This window comes from Lachnobacterium bovis (assembly GCF_900111325.1).
Lineage (GTDB): Bacteria > Bacillota > Clostridia > Lachnospirales > Lachnospiraceae > Roseburia > Roseburia bovis_A.
The window spans coordinates 67,901-93,110 of the sequence record NZ_FOGW01000009.1 but is presented as its reverse complement, the minus strand read 5'-3'; the positions used below and the strand labels follow the sequence as shown (position 1 = coordinate 93,110).

The following is a 25,210-nucleotide window of genomic DNA, read 5'->3' as shown; positions in this document are numbered from 1 at the left end:
TTTCTGTGCAATTATAATAAAATCATAAATTATGGATTATACTGGGTCAGTGTAAAAGGAGAAAAATGATGAAAATTATTATGTTAGGAGCTCCTGGAGCAGGAAAGGGAACTCAAGCAAAACAGATTTCTGCAAAGTATGAAATCCCTCATATCTCAACAGGAGATATTTTTCGTGCTAACATAAAAAATGGTACAGATTTAGGAAAAAAAGCTAAAGAGTACATGGATAAAGGTGCCTTAGTACCAGATGAATTAACATGTGATTTGGTTATGGATAGAATTCAACAGGAAGATTGCAAAAATGGTTTCATTTTAGATGGTTTTCCAAGAACTATTCCACAGGCAGAGGCACTTGAAAATGCGTTAACATCAGCTCAACAGAGCATGGATTATGCAATCAATGTTGATGTTCCAGATGAAAACATTATCAAAAGAATGGGCGGAAGAAGAGCTTGCTTAAATTGTGGAGCTACATATCATATCGAATTTAACCCAACAAAAGTTGAGGGTGTATGTGATGCATGTGGCAACGAAATTGTTTTAAGAGAAGATGATAAGCCTGAAACTGTAAAAAATAGATTAAGTGTTTATCATGATCAAACACAACCATTAATTGATTTTTATAGTAAAAAAGGCATATTAAAAACAGTTGATGGAACACAAAATTTAGATAAGGTTTTCGAAGACATAGTTACAATTTTAGGTGATAGATAATGAGTATTACGATTAAATCTGAACGTGAAATTGACCTCATGCGTAAAGCAGGAGAGATTTTAGCTAATGTACACCAAAGATTAGCGCAAGAAATTCAGGCTGGTATGTCTACATATGAAATTGATCAGATAGGCGAAAATTTGATAAGAGAGTATGGATGTATACCTTCTTTTAAAAATTATCAAGGATTTCCAGCATCAATTTGTATATCTTTAAATGATGAGGTAGTACATGGTATACCTTCAAAGACTAGGATTGTCAAAGAAGGTGACATTATAAGTTTAGATGCTGGTGTAATATATAAAGGATATCATTCTGACGCAGCTAGAACAGTTGGCGTTGGAAAAATTTCAGAAAGTGCAGAAAAATTGATAAAAGTTACAAGAAAGAGTTTCTTTGAAGGAATGAAGAAAGCTTCAGCAGGTAACTATTTGAGCGATGTTTCGAATGCAATTGGAAATTATGCAGAAGGAATGGGATATGGAGTGGTTCGAAGTTTTGTAGGACATGGAATCGGTACAAGTTTACATCAAGAGCCAGAAATTCCAAATTTTGTGTGTACTAATAGAGGCCCTTTATTAAGAAAGGGAATGACATTAGCTATTGAACCAATGATTAATGAAGGAACATTTAAAGTCGATTTGTGTAGTAATGGTTGGACAGCAGTAACGTCTGATATGAAAAATTCAGCACATTATGAAAATACAGTCCTTATTACAGATGGCAAACCTGAAATTTTGACTCTAACAGAAAAAGAAAAAGAAGATGGTTTTCTAGAACTATTTTAAATAAATTAACTAAAATCAAAAATCAATTGACACAGGAGGATAAAGTAATGTCTAAAGCAGATGTAATTGAAGTTGAAGGAGTTGTAGTTGAAAAATTACCAAATGCATTTTTTAAAGTTGAATTAGAAAATGGTCATCAGATTTTAGCAACTATCAGCGGTAAATTAAGAATGAACTTCATTAGAATTTTACCTGGAGATAAGGTAACTATTGAGATGTCTCCTTATGATTTAACTAAAGGAAGAATTATTTGGAGAGATAAATAAAATAGTATTGACTTTCAAAGTGTTTAAAGTTATAATATAAAACGGACACTTTTGGAAAGTATTCCTCGACAAGTTTGGGGAAGCTTGATAGAGAAAGGAGGATTTGCTGTGAAGGTAAGATCATCAGTTAAACCTATTTGCGAAAAATGCAAAGTCATCAAAAGAAAAGGAAGAGTCAGAATTATCTGCGAAAATCCAAAACACAAACAGAGACAGGGCTAATCAATTATATTAACCCTGTTATTTGTGCATAAAAGATATTCTTTTGAAAATCAGTAAATCACTGATTATTATGATTATGTGCGGCTGCAGTGCATTTATGTACTGTTCATAATAAACAGTAGTGTCATCCTACTGTATTTATGCTTATAATACCGAGTAAGTGTAAATTAAAATAGATGTCAAGTAAGTCATTGACTGAAAGAAAATATGGAATATTCGTTGTTGTACACACATTTCAGGACGTGCAACCGTAGCTGTGCAAGAATGAGATTCGGATAAAAGTATATTTTGTTGCAGATATGCTAAGCAAGTTATAAAAAAGAGAAAATATGGAGGTGTAAACACACATGGCTCGTATTGCAGGTGTAGATTTACCAAGAGAAAAACGTGTTGAAATCGGTTTAACATACATTTACGGTATTGGTAGAGTAAGTTCAAATCGTATTCTTGAAGCAGCTGGTGTAGATCCTAGCACACGTGTTAGAGATTTAACAGATGAAGAAGTTAAGAAAATCAGTACAGTTATTGATGAAACTCAGACTGTAGAAGGTGATTTAAGAAGAGAAATCGCTCTTAACATTAAGAGATTACAAGAAATCGGATGTTATAGAGGAATCCGTCACAGAAAAGGACTTCCAGTTCGTGGTCAGAAAACAAAGACTAATGCAAGAACAAGAAAAGGTCCAAAGAGAACTGTTGCAAACAAGAAAAAATAATTAAAAAATAACAATGTAAATACTGAGTACAAGTGGTGTACTTAGAACATAAATTTGAAAGAAAGTAGGTTAGTTTTAAAATGGCTAAAAACGTTGCAAAGAAAACAACTAAAAAGCGTGTAAAGAAAAACGTTGAACGCGGACAAGCACACATTCAGTCATCTTTCAATAACACAATCGTTACAATTACAGATGCTGAAGGTAATGCTTTATCATGGGCAAGTGCTGGTGGTCTAGGATTTAGAGGTTCAAAGAAATCTACTCCATATGCTGCACAGATGGCAGCTGAAACAGCAACAAAGGCAGCTTTAATTCATGGATTAAAGACTGTAGACGTTATGGTTAAAGGACCAGGATCAGGTAGAGAAGCAGCAATTCGTGCACTTTCTGCATGTGGTCTTGAAGTTACAAGTATTAAAGATGTAACTCCAGTACCTCATAATGGTTGTCGTCCACCAAAACGTAGAAGAGTCTAATAGGAGGTATAGATTAAGATGGCAGTTAATAAAGTACCTGTACTTAAAAGATGCAGATCTCTTGGTTTAGAGCCAAGTTACTTAGGATATGATAAAAAATCAAAAAGAAATTTAAAAAGAGGTAGAAAAATCTCTGAATATGGACTTCAGTTAAGAGAAAAACAGAAAGCTAAGTTCATATATGGTGTATTAGAGAAACCTTTCCATAACTATTATGAAAGAGCTGATAGAATGAAAGGTATCACTGGTTCAAACCTTATGACTATTTTAGAGTCTAGACTTGATAATGTTATTTTCAGACTTGGTTTCGCAAGAACAAGAAGAGAAGCTAGACAGATTGTAGGACATAAGTTCGTTACAGTTAACGGAAAATTAGTAAACATCCCTTCATACCTTGTAAAAGCTGGTGATGTTGTTGAAATCAGAGAAGCTAGAAAAAATTCTCAGAGAATGAAAGACGTTGTAGAAGTAGCTGGTGGAAGATTAGTTCCAGAGTGGTTAGACGTTGATGCAGAAAAATTACAGGGAACTGTAAAGAATTTACCAACACGTGAGCAGATCGATGTTCCAGTAGACGAAATGCTTATCGTCGAGTTATATTCTAAATAATAATTAGTATTAAGTAAATTAGCAACGATACCCGAGAAGGAGGGACTTTGTAGTGTTCGATTTTGAAAAACCAAAAATTGAAATCGCTGAAATATCAGATGATAAAAAATATGGCAGATTTGTTGTTGAGCCATTAGAAAGAGGTTATGGTACAACACTTGGTAATTCTTTGAGAAGAATTATGCTTTCTTCATTACCAGGAGCAGCTGTCAGCCAGGTTAAGATCGAAGGTGTTTTACATGAGTTCAGTTCAATTCCAGGTGTTAAGGAAGATGTTACTGAGATCATCATGAATATCAAGAATCTTGCAATTAAAAATACCAGTTCTACAAATGAACCAAAAGTTGCTTATATTGAATTCGAAGGTGAAGGCGTTGTTACCGCAGCTGATATTCAGGTTGATTCTGATATCGAGATAATGAACCCGGATTTAGTAATAGCTCACTTAAACGGTGGCGCTGAAAGCAAATTATACATGGAGCTTACTATAACTAAAGGTAGAGGTTATGTAAGTGCAGATAAGAATAAAACAGATGATACTCCAATCGGTGTTATTGCTGTTGATTCTATCTATACTCCGGTAGAGCGTGTAAATCTTTCAATAGAGAATACTCGTGTTGGTCAAGTTACAGATTTTGATAAGCTCGCTTTAGATGTTTATACAAATGGAACACTTGAACCAGATGAAGCAGTTAGTTTAGCTGCTAAGGTTCTTAGCGAACACTTAAACTTATTCATCGATTTATCTGATGCTGCACAGCAGGCTGAGGTAATGGTTGAAAAAGAAAGTGATGCTAAAGAGCAAGTTCTTGTTATGAATATTGATGAATTAGAACTTTCTGTTCGTTCATACAATTGCTTAAAGAGAGCAGGTATCAACACTGTTGAAGAACTAATTAATAAAACACCTGATGATATGATGAAGGTTCGTAACCTTGGTCGTAAATCATTAGAAGAAGTTTTAGCTAAATTAAAAGAGCTAGGACTTGAATTAAATCACGGAGTTGAATAAAACTCTAATAGTAACTAAAATTACTCATTATTAGGCAGAAACAGTAAGTCCATGTGGCATGGAGTATGTCTATAGTCATGAGTGGCAATTGAAGGGCTCTATGAAATGAAGCTCTTCATTATATAAGCCTGCACTTCTAATAAGTCCAAAGGGCGTAGAAATGTAGGTACCACAGGAGGAAAATTAAAATGGCTAAATATCGTAAATTAAGCAGAACTTCTAGTCAGAGAAAAGCTTTATTAAGAGGACAGGTAACTGCTCTTTTAGCTAACGGTAAAATCGTTACAACAGAAGCTAAAGCTAAAGAAGTTCGTAAAATTGCAGAAGGATTAATTGCAAAAGCAGTTAAAGAAAAAGATAACTTCGAAGAAATCACTGTAAAAGCTAAAGTTCCACGTAGAGATGAGAACGGAAAAAGAATTAAAAAAGTTGTTGACGGAAAGAAAGTTGCATGTTTTGATGTTGTAGATAAAGTTGTAAAAAGAGACTTACCTTCAAGATATCATGCAAGAAAAGAAATTAACAAAGTTTTATATACAGTAACTGAAGGAACTAAAAAGAAAGATAGACACCAGGTTGATCTTTGCGCTAAATTATTTGGCGAGTATGCAGAAAAATATGCTACACGTAACGGTGGATATACTCGTATCGTAAAGATTGGACAACGTAAAGGTGACGGCGCTTTAGAAGTTATTCTTGAGTTAGTTTAATCGGTATAAATTGAGCTATGTGTAATGCTGATGTTACACATAGTTCTTTTTTTATTTATAAAATTTACAAATATTAATTGATATGATACAATTATTAAGAAGAATTTAATCAAGAAAAAGAGAGGTGAGACAAATGGAAAGTGGAGATAATGGAGGGAGTAGGTCAGGATATTCTTCTGGAAAAGAGACTGAAGGGCCCGGTATTAAGTATATAAATAAATTTTACATTTGTCTGACCTTGTTAAAAAATATATAGGGTTATAATAGTTTAGATAATAGGTTTTTATATAAAAATATTTTAAATATTAACTTTAACTATTAGGTTTAAAATAAGATTTCATATGTCAGATAAATATAACTATTTATTTCTTAGAGTTATTCAATTTTTTTCCAATTAATGACTTATAACACATATTTGTGAATGAAATTAAATATTGTTTTAAATTGATTACGATGATTTTGTATAAAGAGAAGATAATGAATTTAAAATATAAAATTCAAGTTTTAATTAATGATTATATTTGTGATTATATTTGTAATTTATATTTATAATTATATTTGTGATTATATTTGTAATTTATATTTATAATTATATTTGCGATTATATTTGTAATTTATATTTATAATTATATTTATATTTATGATTAGATTTACAAGTTTAATTTTTTGTTGATTATTTATGGACTTGATGTTTTTTGTGTGTAAAAAAGGATATGTGTTTCCTTCTGTTCTACATATTAGACCATATTGGCTTTAGGCAGAAAGAGAGGAAAAAATGACAAGTGTAAATGAAGTTTTAAAAGATAATGATAAATTCAAAATTAATTATCAAGATGAAATATTGTCTTTAATTAGGAGTAAAAGTTCCCCAAGAGTAGTAAAAGATAAATTAACGGAATATCATGCAAGTGATATTGCAGATGTAATAGAGGTTTGTAATTTCAAGGAAAGAGAAATGTTTTACAGATTGCTAGATATGCAAAGTTTAGCAGATGTATTTGAATATCTTGAGAATGCAAGTGAATTATTAGAAGAAATTGACATCCAAAAAGCAGCGAGAATTCTTGAATTAGTTGACGCTGATGATGCGGTTGATATCTTAAAGGATGCTGACCCTAAAATGCGCAAGGCTTGGTTAAGTCTTATGAATAAAGAGCATTTGAAAACAATAAATGTTTTTTATTCATACGAAGAGGATGAAATCGGTAGTAGAATGTCTACTAATTTTGTTACTTTATATTGTAAATTATCAATTAAAGAAGCAATGACATCTATTATTAAACAAGCAAAAAGTCATGATAATATTTCTAACATTTTTGTATTAGATGAGAATGAAATTTATTATGGAACAATTAGTTTAAATGAGTTAATTATTGCTCGTGAAGATGATGAGTTAATAGACATTATTTCAACATCATATCCATATGTTTATTCAGATGAAAAAATAGATGATTGTATAGAAAATCTTAAAGATTATTCAGAAAAATCTATTCCTGTTTTGTCGGATGAAAATAAAGTGCTTGGTGTAATTACAGCACAGGATTTAATTGAAGTTGTAGATGATGAAATGGGTGAAGACTATGCTAAATTTGCGGGTTTAACGGCAGAAGAAGATTTAAAAGAACCAATTTTAGAAAGTGTAAGAAAAAGACTACCATGGCTTGTGCTATTATTAGGTCTTGGTTTAGTGGTATCGAGCGTTGTTGGTTTATTTGAGGCGGTAGTATCACAATTGACTATGATTATTTGCTTCCAGTCTTTGATTTTAGATATGTCAGGTAACGTTGGTACACAGTCATTGGCTGTAACAATTCGTGTTTTGATGGACGAGCAGTTAACAGGAAAAAAACAACTTGGCTTGATTTTAAAAGAAATGAAAGTTGGTTTGCTTAATGGTTTATTATTAGGTTCGTTGTCATTTGTAGGGATTGGATTGTATATAGCTTTATTCAAAAAAACAGTGCTTGTTACAGCATTTTCAATTTCAGCATGTATAGGCACGGCGTTATTATTAGCAATGATAATTTCTAGTTTAGTAGGTACAATAATTCCGATTGTCTTTAAGAAGATTGGTGTTGATCCAGCAGTTGCATCAGGTCCATTGATTACAACCGTAAACGATTTGGTGGCTGTTGTTACTTATTATGGATTGACATGGATTTTCATTATTAACATTATGCATATCACATGCTAAAGAGAATTAACATGAAAGGTTATAATAATGTTAGAGCAAAAATTTAAATCTAATTTAAAAAAACAAAATATAGAGTATGGTAAAAAAGATATTCTAAATAAATATAAGAAACATAAAAAGTTTTTGAAAAAAGCTCTTATTGGAGCTTTTTTTGTCATAGTTATTTTTTTATTCGTTAGAAATAATTATTTCCTTTATGATAAAGCAATTGGAACAATAATTGAAAATAAAACTGTCCAAACGAATAAAAATCAAAGTGATGCTATGGAAAAAGAATATGAGCAAACATTAAAAATAAAAATAAGAAATACCTCAAATAAAGGGAAAATTATTAAAGTTAAAAATAGATTTACGTATTCGAAATTTCAAAGTTCAGAATACAAAAAAGGACAGGATGTTTTTTTGCACATGAAATCAACGAATGGTGATAAAGTAGTTGATACACAAAAAGTATCAATTACACAATTGAAATTAGATTATGTGACAATTACGTTGATAGCTGTTTTTGGTGTATTCGTGTTTTCAGTCATTAGTTATAGTGGTTTACTGATAATGTTATCGCTTGCAATAAATGGAATTGTATTTGTTGTTGGACTGAAGGGATTTGCAACAGGTAAAAATCTAGTTTTTTTAACGATTATAATGACATTATTATTCATTGTTAGTGCAATTATAATACTTAACGGTTTCTCCATAAAATCAATTGGAACTATTTTATCGTCAATAGTTACCGTTTCGTTGGTTGCTATAATATACGCACTAGCTTATGTATATTCACCAAAATTAAGTTATGAATATATTCCTTATACCATAGGCTTTGAAGATTTAGAGACTTTGTATCATGCATCTTTAGTATTTGGAATCTTAGGTGCAGTTACGGATGTTGCAATTACAATTAATTCTGCAACGTGTGAAATTTTGAATGTTTCTAAAAAAATTACATTTAAAAAACTAGTTAATTCAATTCAAGAAATTGGGTTTGATATAATGGGTACTATGATTAGTGTTGTATTTTTTAGTTTTATATGTGGTGAGATTCCTTTGTATGTTTTGAAGATGAAAAATGGTTTTTCTTTTTTGGAAATTATGAGGAATGGTGAAGAATTTGAAATAATAAGATTTTTAGTAGGTGCAATCGGCATTGTACTTGCAATTCCAGTATCTGCATGTATTGCAGTATTATTAAATATAAAAAAATACAGAAAAGTCATGGTTAAAGAAGTAGATGCTAAAAATGTAGATCTAAAAAATGTAGATGTTAAAGATAAGGAGGATAAAAAATGATAATGTACATATTAGCAGTTTTCCTCTTTATTATGATGTCTGCCATTGGCGGTGAAAGAGGAATAGTATCAGTTTTTTCTATATTTGGAAATATCGTATTGCTAATAATATTTCTCTATTTGTTAGCAGGAGGTCATAATATTTACGTTGTTACACTATTATGTGGTATTTTTTTCTTATTCATTACATTATTTGCACAAAATGGTGTGAATTTAAAAACATTAGCAGCATTTATATCGATACTAGTTATTATGTGTTTGCTTGGCCTAATTAGCACTGTTGTTGTCAATAATTTTAATCTTGGCGGCTTTGGAGAATTATATACTCTTGATGAAGATATGGCATTTTTAAATAATAAAATTGGAATAGATGCAAATGCGTTACTAGTTAGTTCGTGCTTTTTAGGAGGAATTGGCGCTATTTGTGATACAGCGCTATCGGTAGCAACCGTTGAATTTGAAGTTTATTCTAACAATAAAGATATAGAAGAAAAGAAGCTAATTATCGCAGGTAATAAAGTTGGAAAAGATATATTAGGAACAACAATTAATACGTTACTTTTTGCAGAATTAGGCGATGCTTTTTTTGTTTGGATAATATTTGTGAGAAGACATTATGATTTTGTAGAATTGATAAATTCAAAATCTTTTTTACAAAATATATTAATGCTTGTAATTTCTAATATTGGTTGTTTGACTATTATACCATTAACTGCGTTAATCACAGCAAAATTGTTAATTACAAAACGTGAATATGAAAACAAATAAAAACATAAGCTATAAATAATAACATCCATAAAAAGTTAGTTATATACGCAATATATTAAATAATTAAATTGCGTTATAACTAATTTGCAAAAGAAAAACACAAGACAAATTAAATGACAATTCAAAAAAAACAAACAATTGCACAAAATTCTATTTACAATAATTGAATTAAGTGTTATATTAAAAAACGGATGGTATTCGGAAAGAAACTATACCGTAATTTAGTGATATGTTTTTTTAAATTAAGGGTAGAGTAAACTAAATGACGAAGCTTGCATCATTTTTTAATGAGTGGGACTTGTATTACCTTCGTATTAGGAGGTGGTGTCATGAAAGTTGGATTTATAGGAGCAGGAAAAGTAGGGTGTTCTTTAGGAATGCTACTTAACCTGCATTATAGTAATGTAATTGGTTATTACAGCAAGAGCTCGCAGTCCTCACAGGAGGCTGCCCAATTTACCAAAACAAAGCAATTTTTTAATCTAAGAGATTTAGTAAAGGAATGTGATACACTTTTTTTGACAGTACCAGATGATGAAATTTCTAAAGTGTGGGAATGTCTTAAAGAGTTACCTATCAGGGGAAAAATGATATGCCATTGCAGTGGCTCGTTATCGTCAAAAATCTTTTCAAATATAGAAAATACCGGTGCTTACGGTTATTCTATTCATCCATTATTAGCCGTATCAGATCGATACGCGTCATATAAAGAACTTCCAAACGCTATTTTTACAATTGAAGGAAACAAAGAAAATATTGATGAAATTAAATCTTTATTTAAAAAAATTGGCATTAAAGTTGAAACAATTGATGCCGAGGTAAAGATGAAATATCATGCTGCAGCTGTTATGAGCTCGAATTTAGTAGTTGCTCTTATTGAAAGCGCTCAAAAGGAACTTATGGACTGTGGTTTTACATTTGAATCAGCGTGTAAAGCTTTGACTCCATTAATAAGGGGAAACGTTGAGAAAATAATTAAAGTAGGTACAAAAGAAGCTTTAACTGGTCCGATTGAAAGAAATGATGTTGGAACAGTGGAAAAACATTTGGCGGCTATTGAGGGGATTAATAAAAAAATATATGATATTTTATCGTTAAAAACATTAGAGATAGCAAAAGACAAGCACTCGGATGTAAATTATAGCGAAATGGAAGCAATATTAAAAGGTATTTAAGAAGGAGAATGGGTATGAAAAACACAGTAACAACTTTACAGAAAATGAAAGAAGATGGTCAAAAAATTAGTATGTTAACATGCTATGACTATACAACAGCATGTTTAATGGATGAAGCCGGAATTAATGGTATTTTAGTGGGGGACTCATTAGGGATGACAATGATGGGATATGAAGATACTTTACCAGTAACAGTAGAGGATATTATTCATCATACAGCATGTGTTTCAAGAGGATTAAAAAATACATTTTTAGTAGCGGATATGCCATTTATGTCTTATCAGACATCTGTATATGATGCTGTAAAAAATGCGGGAAGACTTATTAAAGAAGGTCATGCACAAGCTGTAAAATTAGAGGGAGGAGCATCTGTTTGTAAGCAGATAGAAGCTATAGTTAAGGCTGATATCCCAGTTGTTGCGCACATCGGACTTACTCCACAATCAATTAATGCATTTGGAGGATTTAAAGTACAGGGGAAAAATATAGACAGAGCAAAACAAATTTTAGAAGATGCAAAAGCAGTTGAAAAAGCAGGTGCATTTATGGTAACTCTAGAATGTGTTCCAGAAAAATTAGCAACTTTAATTTCAAAAGAATTATCAATTCCAACAATTGGTATTGGAGCAGGAAATGGTTGTGATGGACAGATTTTAGTATACCAAGATATGCTAAATATGTTTTCTGGTTTCAAACCAAAATTTGTAAAACATTTTGCAAATATTGGAGAAGAAATGAAGCGTGCATTCAAAGACTATGATCAGGAAGTTAAATCATTAGCTTTTCCAGCACAAGAGCATAATTTTAAAATAGATGATCAAGTAATTGAAGCATTAGAAAAAGAATGCGAAGGCAAAAATAAAGAAATAGAGGTTATAATTAATAACCAGTTAAATGCAAACGAAGTTAACGCGTAAAGGAGTAAGGAAATGGTAATTGCAAAGGAAATTAGTCAAGTAAAACAAAATGTTAGAGAATGGAAAAAACAAGGACTTTCAATTGGTCTTGTTCCAACAATGGGATATTTACATGAAGGTCATGCAAGTTTAATAAAAAAAGCAAGAGAAGAGAATGACAGAGTGATTGTATCTGATTTTGTAAATCCAATTCAATTTGGACCAAAGGAAGATTTAGCTACATATCCAAGAGATTTTGAGGCTGATTGTAAACTATGTGAAAGTATTGGAGCTGATTTGATTTTCAATCCAGAACCATGTGAAATGTATGAAGATGATTTTCATTCTTATGTTGGCGTAAATACATTATCTGAAGGACTATGTGGAAAAAGTAGACCAATACATTTTAATGGAGTGTGTACAGTAGTAACAAAATTATTTAATATTACAGAAGCCGACAGAGCTTATTTTGGTCAAAAAGATGCACAGCAGTTAGCAATTGTAAGAAGAATGGTAAGAGATTTAAATTACAATATTCAGATAGTAGGATGTCCAATTGTACGTGAAGAGGATGGATTGGCTAAAAGTTCAAGAAATACATATCTTACACCAGAAGAGAGAAAAAAAGCTACTATTTTACATAAAGCCTTAGAAGAAGGAGAGCGAATGGTAAACGAGGGGGAAACTGACGCAAATAAAATAGTAGAAACGGTTAGAAACATTATAGAGTCGGAACCTCTTGCAAAAGTTGACTATGTTGAGATAGTTGATTGGAATGAATTGCAAAAAGTAGAAAAGATTGATGGTCCTATTCTTATGGCGGTTGCAGTTTATATTGGAAAAGTAAGACTTATAGACAATTTTATTGTTGATAATTCAATTGTAATTGAAATGGTATAGTTCATAAGTTTTTCAAATGGGGAAATATAAATAATTAAAAGGTACTATGGAGGCAAGTTAGAAATGAATCTTACAATGTTAAAAGGAAAAATACATAGAGCAGTAGTAACACAAGCTGCCTTAGATTATGTTGGGAGTATTACAATTGATGCAGACTTGTTAGAGGCTGCAGGAATTAATGAATACGAAATGGTGCATATAGCAGATGTTGAGAACGGAAATCGTTTTGAAACATACACAATTGCTGGAGAAAGAGGAAGCGGAATGATTTGCTTAAACGGTGCGGCAGCAAGAGAAGTTCAGGTGAATGATCATGTAATCATTATGTGTTATGCATCAGTTGATGAAAAAGAGGTAAAGGAACATAAACCTCAGGTTGTATTTGTGGATGCAAACAATCATATTACAAGAAAAACATGTTATGAAAAACATGGAAAATTAGAAGATATGGATTAATTTTTGGGTGGAATACTTCTTTAGGTATTCCACTTTTTTTCCAAAAAAAACAAAGAAAAATCTTCTCTATAATACAAATAAATGTAGACATTTAACGCGTTAATGTGTATAATTATTAGATACTAGAGATATAATCTGAAATTATCATATAACAAATTTTCATGAAAAATTAATTATAGTACGTTTTGGTTCATGAATACCTCTGGTATAGGAAGAGATAAAGAGAGGAAAAGAATTATGGAGAAGAAACCCAGAAGTAAGTTTTCGAGCAAGCTAGGATTTGTACTTGCAGCAGCTGGAAGTGCAGTTGGATTAGGTAATATTTGGAGATTCCCTTATCTAGCGGCGAAATACGGCGGAGGAATATTTTTATTAGTATATTTAATTTTAGCATTTACATTTGGTTATACAATGATTATGACTGAATCAACATTAGGAAGATCAACAGAGAAAAGTCCTGTAGGAGCGTTTAAATATTTAGGAGCACCTAAGTGGTTAAGAGCTGGTGGCTGGCTTAATGCAATCATTCCGTTATTAATAGTTCCATATTATTCAGTTATTGGTGGCTGGGTAATGAGATATTTATTTATTTATTTAACAGGACAAGGAAATACAGCATCTAAGGCAGATGCATTTAATAATTTTATAGGCTCAGCACAACAGCAAGTATTTTGGTTTGTGTTGTTTGCAATTTTAACAATGATAATAATTTTTGGTGGAGTTAAAAATGGTATTGAGGCAGTTTCTAAAATAATGATGCCTATATTAGTATTTTTAGCGATAGTAATTGTATTTTATTCAGTAACAAGACCAGGAGCAATCGAAGGTGTAAAATATTTCTTGATTCCAAACTTTAAACAGTTTTCGTATAAGACTGTAGTTGCGGCATTAGGCCAGATGTTTTATTCATTATCAATTGCTATGGGTATTTTATATACATTTGGATCATATATGGAAAAAGATATTGATATTGAAAAAACAACAAAACAAGTTGAAATTTTCGATACAGCAATTGCTATATTAGCAGGTCTTATGGTTATTCCTGCAGTATTTGCATTTGATGGTGGTAAAAATCTTAATGCAGGACCAGGTTTAATGTTTGTTGCGTTACCTAAAGTGTTTAATAGCATGGGATTTGGTAGAGTTATTGGAATTGTATTTTTCTTATTAGTATTACTTGCAGCAGTTACAAGTTCTGTTGCGTTAGCAGAAAGTGTTGTTTCTACTCTTGAAGATGAATTACATTTTACAAGAAAAAGAGCAGCTACAGTTACAACAACAATTATGTTGTTACTTGGTATGTTATCAGCGTTAGGATTTAATGTATTATCAGCTGTTAAAATCTTTGATATGGATATTCTTTCATTTTTTGACTTTTTAACAAACTCAGTAATGATGCCAATCGCAGCGATTGCCACATGTTTATTGGTATTAAAAGTTGTTAAGATTGATAAAATCGAAGAAGAAATTATGGAAACTTCAGAGTTTAGAAGAAGAAGAGTTTATAGATTTGTAATTAAATATGTTGCCATTATATTTTTAATTGTTATTTTGGTAACATCAATACTTGGTGCATTCAATGTAGAGATGTTTAAATTATAATAAAGAGATGGAGATTTAGAATGAAAAATAAGAAAAAAGGTGGATTTTCGGGACAGTTAGGTTTTGTAATGGCTGCAGCGGGAAGTGCAGTGGGTGTAGGAAATATTTGGAGATTTCCTTACCTTACGGCCAAAGATGGCGGTGGATTATTTTTACTTATTTATTTTGCATTAGTACTTACTTTTGGATTTACACTTTTGACTAGTGATTTAGCAATAGGTCGAAAAACCAAAATGAGTTCAATTTATGCATACGGTCAAATGAAATCTGGATGGAAATTTTTAGGTTATATTACATTTTTAGTTCCAGCTCTTATTATGACCTATTATGCAATTATTGGTGGATGGATTACAAAATATATTGTGATTTATCTTACCAATAATAGTAAGGATGCGATAAAAGATAATTATTTTACGGACTTTATCACATCTAAGGCATCGCCAATTATTTTGATGTTATTTTTTATGACATTAACATCCATAATTGTATTTTTGGGAGTTGAAAAAGGAATTGAAAAGTTCTCGAAAATTATTATGCCAGGATTATTTTTGATTATTGTAGGAATTGCAATTTACTCATTGACATTATCTCATGATGTAACCTTAGCCAATGGTAAACATGTAACTAGAACAGGATTAGAAGGATTCAAAGTATATGTTATTCCTGATTTTCACGGATTAACAATTAAGAAATTTTTGCAAATCCTTTTGGATGCAATGAGTCAGTTGTTTTTCTCACTTAGTGTTTCAATGGGAATTATGATAACTTATGGATCATATGTAAAAGATGATATTGATTTAAATAAAGCAGTATCTCAGATCGAAATTTTTGATACAGCAGCAGCATTTTTTGCAGGTTTAATGATTATTCCAAGTATTTATGTTTTCTCAGGAGTAGAAGGAATGTCTGCCGGTCCAGGTTTGATTTTTATATCATTACCAAAAGTTTTTAATGAAATGGGAATTGCTGGAAAAATCATAGGATTAGTATTTTTTGTAATGGTATTTTTCGCAGCACTTTCATCCTGCATTTCTGTTTTAGAAACATTAGTAGCAAATTGTATGGAATTGTTTAAAGTTTCTAGAAAGAAAATAACATTAATTTTAACAGCAATTTACATGATTGCTTCAATTGTTGTTTGCTTGGGCTATAATGTACTTTATTTCGATGTTAAGTTGCCAAATGGATCAAATGGTCAGTTATTAGACATTATGGATTATATTAGTAATAGTTTCTTAATGCCATTAATTTCATGTATTTCAGCAATCTTAATTGGATGGATAGTCGGCCCAGATTGGGTAGTTAATGAAGTTTGTAAAAACGGAGAAAAATTCAGAAGAAAGATTGTTTATCGAGTGATGATAAAATACGTTGCACCAGTTGTAATGTTTATACTATTTTTACAATCAATTGGAATTTTTTAATTAGTACTTACATAAAAAAAGCTGCTCTAGGAAAATTTAAATCCTAGAGCAGTTTTTTGTTTTAAATACTAACACCAGGTTAGTAGAAAAAAGAGCTGGTAAAATAAAAATAAAAATACAAAAGAAAATCCGAAATGACCTACCCCTAAATCAAATCGGATCTTCCATCCCTTATAATATTTATACACCCAAATTTGTAACTATTTTTACTCCCCTATCGTTACTCCTTATGGTTATAATATAGCACAAAATTTTAGCTTGGAATTTTTTTGACGTGAAACTGTCTTTTTTTGTCTTAAAACTGTTTTTTTCTACTTGCATATTAAAAATTAAAAATAAAATAAAGAATCAGTGAAATAAAAGTTAATTTATTAAAATTTAAAAGAAAATATGACTGAATAAACGATAGAATAAAATAAAAATTAAATTAAAATAAATTAAAAAACACAAAACATAGAAAACAATTACCTCAAAAGGGTAGATTTTTAGCGCATTTATGTCGTTATAATACTAGAGAGTGTTGAAAAGAAGTGGAGTTGACAACAAAGAATTAATTGTATACAATTTTTTTACAAGATATTGTTCGGAGGTAATAAATGAAAGAGTTAATTATAAAAAAATCAAATTTTGAAGAGGAAGTAATAAATTCAGATAGCCCTGTTTTAGTAGATTTTTGGGCAGATTGGTGCGGCCCATGCAAAATGCTTTCGCCAGTTTTATCAGAAATCGCAGAAGAAAATGATACATTTAAAATTGGAAAAGTTAATGTAGATAGTGATCACGTATTAGCACAAAAATATGTTATTACAAATATTCCATGCTTAGTTTTGTTTAAAGATGGTAAAGAAGTGGATAGACTAGTAGGTTTTCACAGTAAAGAAGAAATCATTGAGTTCGTAAATAAGTAGTTAAAAATATAAAATGTAACGACTAGTTATAATATACCGAAAAAAGATAATATATACAGATAAAGTTTTTAAGGTAGTAAGAAGTCGAGGTACAGAATGAGTGATAAATATGAATCATTAAAAATTGAAAATCAGCTATGTTTTCCCTTGTATGCATGTTCAAAAGAGATAATAAGACGTTATAATCCGATACTTGAGAAACTTGATTTGACATATACACAATACATTACGATGTTGGTTTTGTGGGAAAAGAAATCATTAAATGTTAAAACATTAGGGGAGTGTCTTTTTTTAGATTCGGGGACACTTACACCAGTTTTAAAAAAGTTAGAAGCAAAAGGATTATTAACAAGAGAAAGATGTAAAGAAGATGAGCGTTTGTTAAATGTTAACATAACTCAAAGTGGCTTAGCATTAAGAGATATAGCGGTAGAAGTTCCACAGAAAATGAAAGGTTGTATCAATTTAGAGCCAGAAGAAGCGAGAATGTTATATAAAATATTGTACAAGATGTTAGAAGAATTCTAAAATCGGAGCTGATAAAATTCAAAAAAAGAAGCTAAGAAGAGTTCTAAAAATAGAAGTATAGAGATAAAAATAGAAGTATAGAGAACATGGTAGAAAGTTATAAAGTTATAAAGTTATAATGTCATAAATCAAACTATATAAGTTTATAATATTGTGTGAATATAAATTAAGGTGCAAGAGTAACAACAACTTGCACCTTTTTGTAATGTTTTCGATAATTAGAAATAATATCAATAAAAGTAGTGATAAAGTTTATAATTCTTTTTCATCAGAAGGTAAAACTGCATTTTTAGTTGAAATAGTATATTTAGCTTCAAATTCATCTGCAGGTAGAGGTGTTGAAAAATAAAAACCTTGGAACAAATCGCAGCCCATTTTTGATAAAAATGGTACCTGTTCTTTTACTTCAATACCTTCTGTAATTACAGTTAGCCCTAGTTCGCGAACAAGATGTATTAGATGTTCTAAAATAGAGTGGTTTTTTTCTGGTTCTCTTGTTTCATATAAAAATGACATTTCTAGTTTTAAAACATCGATAGGTAAGTCTTTTAAAATATTTAAAAAAGTATAGGAATTTCCAAAATTATCAATTTCAATTGTAAATCCATCGTTTTTAAGTTTTTGAACGACAGAAATCTTTCGATCGATATCCTTCATCAAAACATCCTCAGTAATTTCAAGACGTAGTGTATGAGGCGATAAATCGTATTTTTTTGTTAAACGAATAAATTCACTATGAACATCTAAAAAGTAAAAATCCATAGGAGAAATGTTAAGCGAGAGATATAAATCGTCACCTAATTGGTTTTTACGGCCTTCTTTTTTCCAATCTGATAGTAATTTACAACTACTTTCCCACATAAATTTATCTAATTCGATAATTGTTCCTGTCTTTTCCAATATAGGAATAAATTGATTAGGATAGAGTAAGCCTTTGATAAGATGTTGCCATCTAACTAGTACTTCGGCACCGACCACTAAATCATCTTTTGTAACCTGAGGTTGAAGATACAATAGGAGTTCGTTATTATTAATGGCATTTGTAATGCCTTCACTAACTTCTTTTTCCCAAAGTAACTGTCTATCAAGATGTTGACTATATTTTGTTATTTGGTGATTGTAATTATTTTTCAAACTTTCAATAGCCTGAATACAATGCTCAAACATCAAGGTAATAGGAATTCTATCATCTGTTATTTCGTAAATTCCTATTTTATAAACGATAGGGTAATATATTTTGTTATAGTTGTCAGCTAAATTTGTAAAAAGCTCTTTAATTTCAAGGTCTTTAAATTCATTTCTTTTTATTAAAAATCCGAATTTATTACTACTTACTCTTCCGTATAAAATTTCATGTTTTTTACTAAGTTTTTTTAAACCAGTAGCTGTCATATGTAAGACATCATCGCCGATGAATGAGCCAAAAACATCATTTATAAGTTTGAATTGATTGATTGAAACAACAACGGCAAGATATCTAAATTGAGGGAATTCTTCAATATAGTCTCTAACAACCTTAAAAAAATGAGTTGTATTATAAACGCCAGTTACAGTATCGTGAATAGCAAGATAGCGTTGTTTTTCCAAAATATCAACAGATTCAGTTTTATCTATAATTTGATAGTAAGAACTTATGCGTTTGTTTTTATTGTTATAAACGTTGTGGTAATCTATTTGTAGATGCAAAAGTTTATTATTAACCATTCGAGAACAAAAACAAGTAAAATCATCTGAAATTTCCCCAAGGTGTGGATTGTTAACCCATATTTTTAAAATTTCTTGGCTAAGATAAATCTTATTTTCAGTAAGACCAAGTAAATTTAGAGCGGCATCGTTCATGTATATGCAAGTATTATCAATATCACAGAAAATCATAGCATCAGAAAAATTGGATATTACTTGTGAAAGCATATATTCAAGTAATCTTTTTGGAACATAAAAAAACGAAAAATAATAAACTAATAACGCTGAAAAAGAGTATCCAATTATTGGTAAAATGGGATCAGATGACTCAAAAATATGTAATAAATCAAAAATTATAGAGATAAACACAAACAATCCAATAAAAATGTACTTGTGAAAATATGAAAATGGAGTGCTTATTATTTTATATATTAATATTCCAAATGAGAAAGCTAAAATGATGAAAATTATGGTAAAATGCAAAGTAAATCCCCAATAAGTTGTTATATAAAGCTCACCACGGGTAAAAATAAGTTGAGCATTTGTTATTTTAAAAACATGATGAAATTTAAAATTAAAAAGCAATGAAATAGAATCTAGTATAGTGAGCGTGGTTAAAACTTTATGAACAGCATCTTTGTAAAAAATGTATTTTGTATATGTGGAACAAAAGAAAAATAGTGATAACAAGGTCCAATCAATTGCAATAAAGTAAAGAACAAAAGCAATATTGGCAATACAATCAGAGTTATATGCAATTAATAAAAAGGTATCAATGTGTATAAAAAGTACAGCTGCAATAAAAGGGCGTACGCTACTTGCAGCTTTTTTTTGAATTTTAAATGTACTTATTAAACAGACTGACAATATTAAAAAAGAAAAAAATAAAATGCCTATATTTATATTAAAGTTCAAAATAGTTCACCTACATTCATATTTTCATTTCACATTATATTTTTCGGTAATTTATAAACAAATATAAACAAAGTAGAAATAATCTTGACATATAAAAAGAAATAAAGTAATCTAAAAAAAGATTGTGCACAATTGAATTTTAAGTAGTAAAAGGTTTATGGAGAATAATACGACGATTGAGTAATATTTATAGTAAAATATTACGATAAACAAACCCTAATAGATGTAATAATTAAGGATGCTTTATAGCATGAATTGAAAGATAACATAAATTGAAAGAAAAAAATAACAAAATATGAAAATTAAGAGATTAGGAGGAAACAAAACATGTATGATGTAATTATTATAGGATCAGGACCAGCTGGACTGTCAGCTGCAATAAATGTTAGACAACGAGGCGGAAGCGCATTAGTTTTGGGAACTAGTCTAGAAGAAAATCCATTGATGAAAGCAGAAAAAATAGATAATTATTTAGGCTTACCAGGAAAAACAGGAAAGGAATTGATGGATATCTATGTTTCGCATGCTAAGGATATGGGGGTAGAAATTAAAGAGGCAAGAGTCTTAAATACGATGAAAAATGGTAAGTCTTGGATGGTTAGTGCTGGAAGCGATTTTTATGAAGGGTATGCAATTGTTCAAACAGGTGGAATTGTTAGAGGCAAGAAGTTTGAAGGTGAAGAAGAAAAAATAGGTAAAGGTGTTAGTTATTGTGCAACTTGTGATGGAATGTTGTATAGAGGAAAAGACGTAGCAGTAATTGGATATGGAAAAAGTGATGAGAAAGAAGCAGAATTTTTAAAAGGTATTGGATGTAATGTAGAATATTTTGAAAATCCTAAAAAAGTTGTAATTGAAGGCAAAGATAAGGTTGAAAAAATCAAAGTATCCGATGTAGAATATACGGTGGATGGAGTGTTTATTTTAAGACCAACAATTGCGCCAAACGAGCTTTTTCCTAATATAGAATTAGATGGCAATTATATAAAAGTGGATAGGAAAATGCAGACCAATATAGAAGGATTATATGCAGCAGGTGATTGTACAGGTTTACCACTCCAAGTTTCAAAGGCTGTAGGAGAAGGACTTGTTGCAGGTCAAAGTGCTATGGCTTATGTGACTAAGATAAAGAATAGTTAAAAGAGGTTACGTAATGCAAAGTGAACAAATAAAGAATTATTTAAAAGCAAATCTACATGCACACACATACAGATGTCAACATGCTTATGGAACAGAAAGAGAGTATGTTGAGACTGCAATTGAAATGGGAATCAAGGAGTTTGGTTTTTCGGATCATATTTTTTGCCCATTTAAAAATGGTGAAGTTTCTACAATGAGAATGAAGTTAAGTGAAGTAGAAGGATATGTTGATACTCTCAATAAGCTAAAAAGGGAGTATAAAAACGACATTGATATTTTAATTGGATTTGAAGCTGAGTATATAAGAGAATTCTATGAAGAACAAATGAATATTTGTCGAGAATATGATATTGATTATCTTATTTTAGGACAACATTTTATTGGAACAGAATTTAATGGACCTTATTCAGGAGCGCAAACTACTAACGAAGAAATTTTGAAAGGATACGTTGAATTAGCTATTGAAGGTGCTAAAACAGATAGCTTTACATACATGGCACATCCAGATTTGATTTATTACACAGGTAGTAAAGAAATTTACTATAAACATATGAGACATTTGTGTGAAGAAATGAAAAAACTAAATATTCCTTTAGAATTTAATATGTTAGGAAAGGCAACGAACAGAAATTATCCAAATGAATTTTTCTGGCAAATTGCTGGAGAAGTAGGAAACAAAGCAATTGTAGGAATTGACGCACACGATACTACAATTATTCAAGATGTTGCAACTTACAAAGAATGTTTAGCGCTTGCTAAGAAATTTAATATAGAAATTTTACCAAAGGCTGAAGAAAAAAAAGCACCATAACATTTTGTTATGGTGCTTTTTTTGTTCTGTTTACGACAGAACGAATCAAAAGGGGGGTATATATTTATAAGGGGAATAAAGGAAAGGGTTACAATATATAGTCAAATACTTAGAGTTTCTAAGTACCTATAAATCATTGTCATTTGTTTCCAACAGTTGTATAATAACATGGTGAATTTAAAGCGACAAGGTGCAATAATTGCAAAACAAAAATGACCATGGAATTGAGAGGAAATATGGAAAAATTACAAATATATGTAAAAAATATAATTCACACACAATTAAAAAATTTAGAGTGTTTTTCGCCATATGAAATAGAAATTAAAGATATATCCTTTACAAACGAGTTTATTAAACAAATTGTAGAAGATGAACCGACAATTTATACATTTAGGTTGAATCAAGAAGAAACAAATAATCCAGAGAAGATTTTAAGATTTATTGATTCTATAAAATTAAAAACAAATTTAGCACGCTTCTTAATTATTATAGAAAATAAAAACTTTGATTGTGCTTATGGTTGTATAAAGCATGGTATTGACGCACTTTTGGTAGAACCAGTAGATAATGTGGACCTGGCAATACAATTAGCGCAGTTGACAGGTAATCTTAGAAAAACGCAAAAAGACTATAAAGAACGAATGCGTTTAGAAGAGTACGAATTCAAAAAAAGGTCTATAATTATGGGAAGAATGGTTAAAAATATTCTTGAAAAGCCTAAGGAATTCGAATTTTTACTTCCAGAAATTAATAATCGATATAAACTAAATCTAGAAGAGAACAGATATAGAGTCGCAATTATTGGTTTGGGTAAATATAGTATTTATCAAAGCAATATGTCATTTATTCGTGCGATTTATAAATTGTCAGTCAAAACTCTTAATAATGCAAATGAAATTATAGCAACGAGTGAACCTTCAATAGGTCTAATTGGAATTATCAATTATTCTGAAAAGTTTTCAAAAGAACTAGCTCAAATGGAATTGCATCGTTTAAAAAATTATTTGGATCATGAATCAATGTATAGATCCGATGGACCAATTTCATTAACAGTTGGGCCTATAGTGAGTAGTATAAGTGAAATAGGTAAATCACTTGAAAAGGTAATAGATGCTCAAGAATATAGGATGATCAAAAATGATAATGTTATTTTTGCAGAAGATGTGTGTAAAAATCAAATAGAACTTTATGATATAATTCCGCAAAGAGCTATAAAAGAGTTAGTGCGTTATGTGGCGCTTGGAAATATTGGAGCAGTAAATAACTGGTTTGCATACTTTTTTAAAAAATATGAACCAGATTTTAAACAGTATCCACCAGCGTATAGGAAATTGTGTGGAGAAATATATGAAAATATAAAACAATTAGGTGAAAATAATAAGTTGACTATGTTTCCCAAAGCACGTTTTAATGCGATAGGAAATGTATTTGACGGAACAAAAAGAATGGAAGAATTACAAATTTTATTAGTTGAAATGTGTCATATAGTATTAGATGAGACAGATAATGGAAAAGAAATAGCGCATAGAGCGATTGCATATATGAAAGTTCATTATAAAGAACCACTAACGCTTGATGTTTTAGCTGAAAAATGTAATTTGAGTACAAGTTATTTTAGTAGAAAATTTAAAGAGCAAACAGGTGAAAACTATATTGATGTTTTAACGGAAATTAGAATAAAAGAAGCTGAACAGCTCTTAGTAGATACTAAAAAACCAATTATTGAAGTGTTGACCGATGTAGGTTATTGTGATGATAAACATTTTAGAAAAGTGTTTTTTAAACATACAGGATTGACACCAAGTAAGTATAGAAAAGAAAAAACGCAACTAGTAAATGAAAAGGATGGGAAAATAGGGGAAGATGAATAATCAAAATTACAAGCAAGATGATTTGGTTGTTATTGCAAAACGACAAAATAATCAAAAAAGAACATATTTGGTGGTTAATAAATTGCAAGGTAAACATATACCTGTTAAACCTAAAAATGCACTTGATATGTTTGATAGTTTAGCACAAATTTTAAAAGAAAAATATAAGAATGAAAAAGTGCTATTCGTTGGATTTGCCGAGACAGCAACAGCTATTGGTGCAAGAGTAGCAATTACTTTTGGAGGAACTTATATTCAAACAACAAGGGAAAAAATTCCAGGCGTTGAATATTTATTTTTTACAGAATCACATAGTCATGCAACTGAACAAAAACTTGTTGAAAATGATATTAGAAAGTGGATAACTAAAGTTGATAGAATTATTTTTGTGGAAGACGAAGTAACCACGGGGAATACTATTAAAAAAATAATAGATATCATAAAAAATAAATATCAAGAAGAAGTTAAATTTGCTGTGGCATCTATTTTAAATGGTATGGATGAGCTAGCAATTCAAAAATATCAAGAGGCAAAGATAGATTTGAATTATTTAGTAAAAACAAATCATAAGGAATTTGAACAAGTCGTACTTGATATTGTAGAAGATGGTGAATACATTGTCTCAAGTGATGAAATTAAAAAAGATGTCTTAGCAGAAATAGTTGAGATAGAAGGACTTATTGACACAAGACGTGCAGTAGATTCGAAAGAATATCAAGAAGCATGTCGTAAATTAGCAGAGAATATCTTTGAAATTATTAATTATAATAGCAACAAAAATAATAACAATATTTTAGTACTTGGAACTGAAGAGTGCATGTATCCGGCTATTTTTACAGGAGCATTTTTACAGGAAAAGGGAATAGAAGTAAGAACTCATTCAACAACAAGAAGTCCAATTGCAGTCAGCAAAAAGGAAGGATATCCTTTTGAAAAAAGATATCAATTAAGTAGTTTTTATGATGAAGATAGAATTACATTTATTTATAATTTAAAGAAATATGATAAAGTTGTTATTGTAACAGACGCTAAAAATTTAGAAAAAAATAAAGGCTTAACAACATTAGTTAGCAGTTTGAAATCGAATGGTAACGATCATATTCTTTGCGTTAATTGGATAAAAAAGTAAAAAAGGGGAAAA

Annotated in this window: 25 protein-coding genes; 24 read left to right on the top strand and 1 reads right to left on the bottom strand. The window is 30.3% G+C overall.

Going from position 1 to position 25,210, the window contains the following annotated elements; genetic code table 11:
* Positions 1 to 68 precede the first annotated feature (68 nt).
* From BMY79_RS04910 to BMY79_RS04815, 20 genes are all read left to right on the top strand, one after another.
* Positions 69 to 716: an adenylate kinase gene (locus BMY79_RS04910; protein WP_022749221.1), complete on the top strand. Its 648-nt coding sequence runs from the start codon at positions 69 to 71 to the stop codon at positions 714 to 716.
* The gene (gene map / locus BMY79_RS04905) at positions 716 to 1,504 is read left to right on the top strand and encodes a type I methionyl aminopeptidase (RefSeq protein WP_027422271.1); all 789 of its coding nucleotides are present in this window, start codon (positions 716 to 718) and stop codon (positions 1,502 to 1,504) included. Before BMY79_RS04910 ends, map begins: the two co-directional genes overlap by 1 nt.
* A 47-nt stretch (positions 1,505 to 1,551) precedes the next feature.
* The gene (infA, locus tag BMY79_RS04900; protein WP_012741348.1) at positions 1,552 to 1,770 is read left to right on the top strand and encodes a translation initiation factor IF-1; all 219 of its coding nucleotides are present in this window, start codon (positions 1,552 to 1,554) and stop codon (positions 1,768 to 1,770) included.
* Positions 1,771 to 1,878: 108 nt separating this feature from the next.
* Complete coding sequence (gene rpmJ, locus BMY79_RS04895) at positions 1,879 to 1,992, top strand: 50S ribosomal protein L36 (protein WP_022749217.1); 114 nt, start codon at positions 1,879 to 1,881, stop codon at positions 1,990 to 1,992.
* A 347-nt stretch (positions 1,993 to 2,339) separates the two neighbouring features.
* Positions 2,340 to 2,708 carry a 30S ribosomal protein S13 gene (rpsM, locus tag BMY79_RS04890; protein ID WP_022749215.1) on the top strand — a complete coding sequence of 123 codons (369 nt, stop codon included), beginning with the start codon at positions 2,340 to 2,342 and terminating at the stop codon, positions 2,706 to 2,708.
* Between the two features lie 80 nt (positions 2,709 to 2,788).
* The gene (gene rpsK, locus BMY79_RS04885) at positions 2,789 to 3,184 is read left to right on the top strand and encodes a 30S ribosomal protein S11 (protein ID WP_022749214.1); all 396 of its coding nucleotides are present in this window, start codon (positions 2,789 to 2,791) and stop codon (positions 3,182 to 3,184) included.
* A gap of 18 nt (positions 3,185 to 3,202) precedes the next feature.
* Positions 3,203 to 3,793 (top strand): 30S ribosomal protein S4, encoded by a 591-nt coding sequence (gene rpsD / locus BMY79_RS04880; RefSeq protein WP_022749213.1) that lies wholly within the window; start codon positions 3,203 to 3,205, stop codon positions 3,791 to 3,793.
* 52 nt (positions 3,794 to 3,845) lie between these two features.
* Entirely contained in the window at positions 3,846 to 4,805 is a 960-nt protein-coding gene (locus BMY79_RS04875; protein ID WP_022749211.1) for a DNA-directed RNA polymerase subunit alpha, read from the top strand.
* A gap of 188 nt (positions 4,806 to 4,993) precedes the next feature.
* A complete protein-coding gene (locus BMY79_RS04870; protein ID WP_022749210.1) occupies positions 4,994 to 5,515 on the top strand; it encodes a bL17 family ribosomal protein in 522 nt (173 codons plus the stop codon).
* A 775-nt stretch (positions 5,516 to 6,290) separates the two neighbouring features.
* Positions 6,291 to 7,709, top strand: a complete 1,419-nt coding sequence (gene mgtE / locus BMY79_RS04865) for a magnesium transporter (protein WP_022748497.1) — start codon at positions 6,291 to 6,293, stop codon at positions 7,707 to 7,709.
* Positions 7,710 to 7,736: 27 nt separating this feature from the next.
* Positions 7,737 to 8,993: a YibE/F family protein gene (locus BMY79_RS04860; protein WP_022748495.1), complete on the top strand. Its 1,257-nt coding sequence runs from the start codon at positions 7,737 to 7,739 to the stop codon at positions 8,991 to 8,993.
* Positions 8,990 to 9,760, top strand: a complete 771-nt coding sequence (locus BMY79_RS04855; RefSeq protein WP_022748494.1) for a YibE/F family protein — start codon at positions 8,990 to 8,992, stop codon at positions 9,758 to 9,760. Before BMY79_RS04860 ends, BMY79_RS04855 begins: the two co-directional genes overlap by 4 nt.
* Before the next feature lie 329 nt (positions 9,761 to 10,089).
* Entirely contained in the window at positions 10,090 to 10,935 is an 846-nt protein-coding gene (locus BMY79_RS04850; protein WP_022748493.1) for a Rossmann-like and DUF2520 domain-containing protein, read from the top strand.
* Between the two features lie 14 nt (positions 10,936 to 10,949).
* Positions 10,950 to 11,852: a 3-methyl-2-oxobutanoate hydroxymethyltransferase gene (gene panB / locus BMY79_RS04845; RefSeq protein WP_022748491.1), complete on the top strand. Its 903-nt coding sequence runs from the start codon at positions 10,950 to 10,952 to the stop codon at positions 11,850 to 11,852.
* 12 nt (positions 11,853 to 11,864) lie between these two features.
* Complete coding sequence (panC, locus tag BMY79_RS04840; RefSeq protein ID WP_074730501.1) at positions 11,865 to 12,731, top strand: pantoate--beta-alanine ligase; 867 nt, start codon at positions 11,865 to 11,867, stop codon at positions 12,729 to 12,731.
* A gap of 63 nt (positions 12,732 to 12,794) precedes the next feature.
* Positions 12,795 to 13,187: an aspartate 1-decarboxylase gene (gene panD, locus BMY79_RS04835; protein WP_022748489.1), complete on the top strand. Its 393-nt coding sequence runs from the start codon at positions 12,795 to 12,797 to the stop codon at positions 13,185 to 13,187.
* Between the two features lie 237 nt (positions 13,188 to 13,424).
* Complete coding sequence (locus tag BMY79_RS04830; protein ID WP_027422268.1) at positions 13,425 to 14,789, top strand: sodium-dependent transporter; 1,365 nt, start codon at positions 13,425 to 13,427, stop codon at positions 14,787 to 14,789.
* A 20-nt stretch (positions 14,790 to 14,809) separates the two neighbouring features.
* Positions 14,810 to 16,213, top strand: coding sequence for a sodium-dependent transporter (locus tag BMY79_RS04825; protein ID WP_074730500.1), 1,404 nt, complete (start codon positions 14,810 to 14,812; stop codon positions 16,211 to 16,213).
* A 596-nt stretch (positions 16,214 to 16,809) separates the two neighbouring features.
* A complete protein-coding gene (gene trxA / locus BMY79_RS04820) occupies positions 16,810 to 17,121 on the top strand; it encodes a thioredoxin (RefSeq protein WP_022748484.1) in 312 nt (103 codons plus the stop codon).
* Between the two features lie 96 nt (positions 17,122 to 17,217).
* Positions 17,218 to 17,649, top strand: a complete 432-nt coding sequence (locus BMY79_RS04815) for a MarR family winged helix-turn-helix transcriptional regulator (protein WP_027422266.1) — start codon at positions 17,218 to 17,220, stop codon at positions 17,647 to 17,649.
* Between the two features lie 252 nt (positions 17,650 to 17,901).
* Here the strand turns inward: BMY79_RS04815 and BMY79_RS04810 are convergent, their stop codons facing one another.
* Positions 17,902 to 20,247: an EAL domain-containing protein gene (locus BMY79_RS04810; RefSeq protein WP_022748481.1), complete on the bottom strand. Its 2,346-nt coding sequence runs from the start codon at positions 20,245 to 20,247 to the stop codon at positions 17,902 to 17,904.
* A gap of 327 nt (positions 20,248 to 20,574) precedes the next feature.
* Here BMY79_RS04810 and BMY79_RS04805 point away from each other — a divergent pair, with 327 nt between their 5' ends.
* From BMY79_RS04805 to BMY79_RS04790, 4 genes are all read left to right on the top strand, one after another.
* Positions 20,575 to 21,387 (top strand): NAD(P)/FAD-dependent oxidoreductase, encoded by an 813-nt coding sequence (locus BMY79_RS04805; protein ID WP_022748480.1) that lies wholly within the window; start codon positions 20,575 to 20,577, stop codon positions 21,385 to 21,387.
* A gap of 13 nt (positions 21,388 to 21,400) precedes the next feature.
* A complete protein-coding gene (locus BMY79_RS04800) occupies positions 21,401 to 22,198 on the top strand; it encodes a histidinol-phosphatase (protein ID WP_074730499.1) in 798 nt (265 codons plus the stop codon).
* 236 nt (positions 22,199 to 22,434) lie between these two features.
* Positions 22,435 to 24,069: a helix-turn-helix domain-containing protein gene (locus tag BMY79_RS04795; RefSeq protein WP_022748477.1), complete on the top strand. Its 1,635-nt coding sequence runs from the start codon at positions 22,435 to 22,437 to the stop codon at positions 24,067 to 24,069.
* On the top strand, positions 24,062 to 25,198 hold the full coding sequence (locus tag BMY79_RS04790; RefSeq protein ID WP_074730498.1) for a phosphoribosyltransferase domain-containing protein: 1,137 nt from the start codon (positions 24,062 to 24,064) through the stop codon (positions 25,196 to 25,198). The genes BMY79_RS04795 and BMY79_RS04790 overlap by 8 nt, the downstream gene beginning before the upstream one ends.
* Positions 25,199 to 25,210 lie beyond the last annotated feature (12 nt).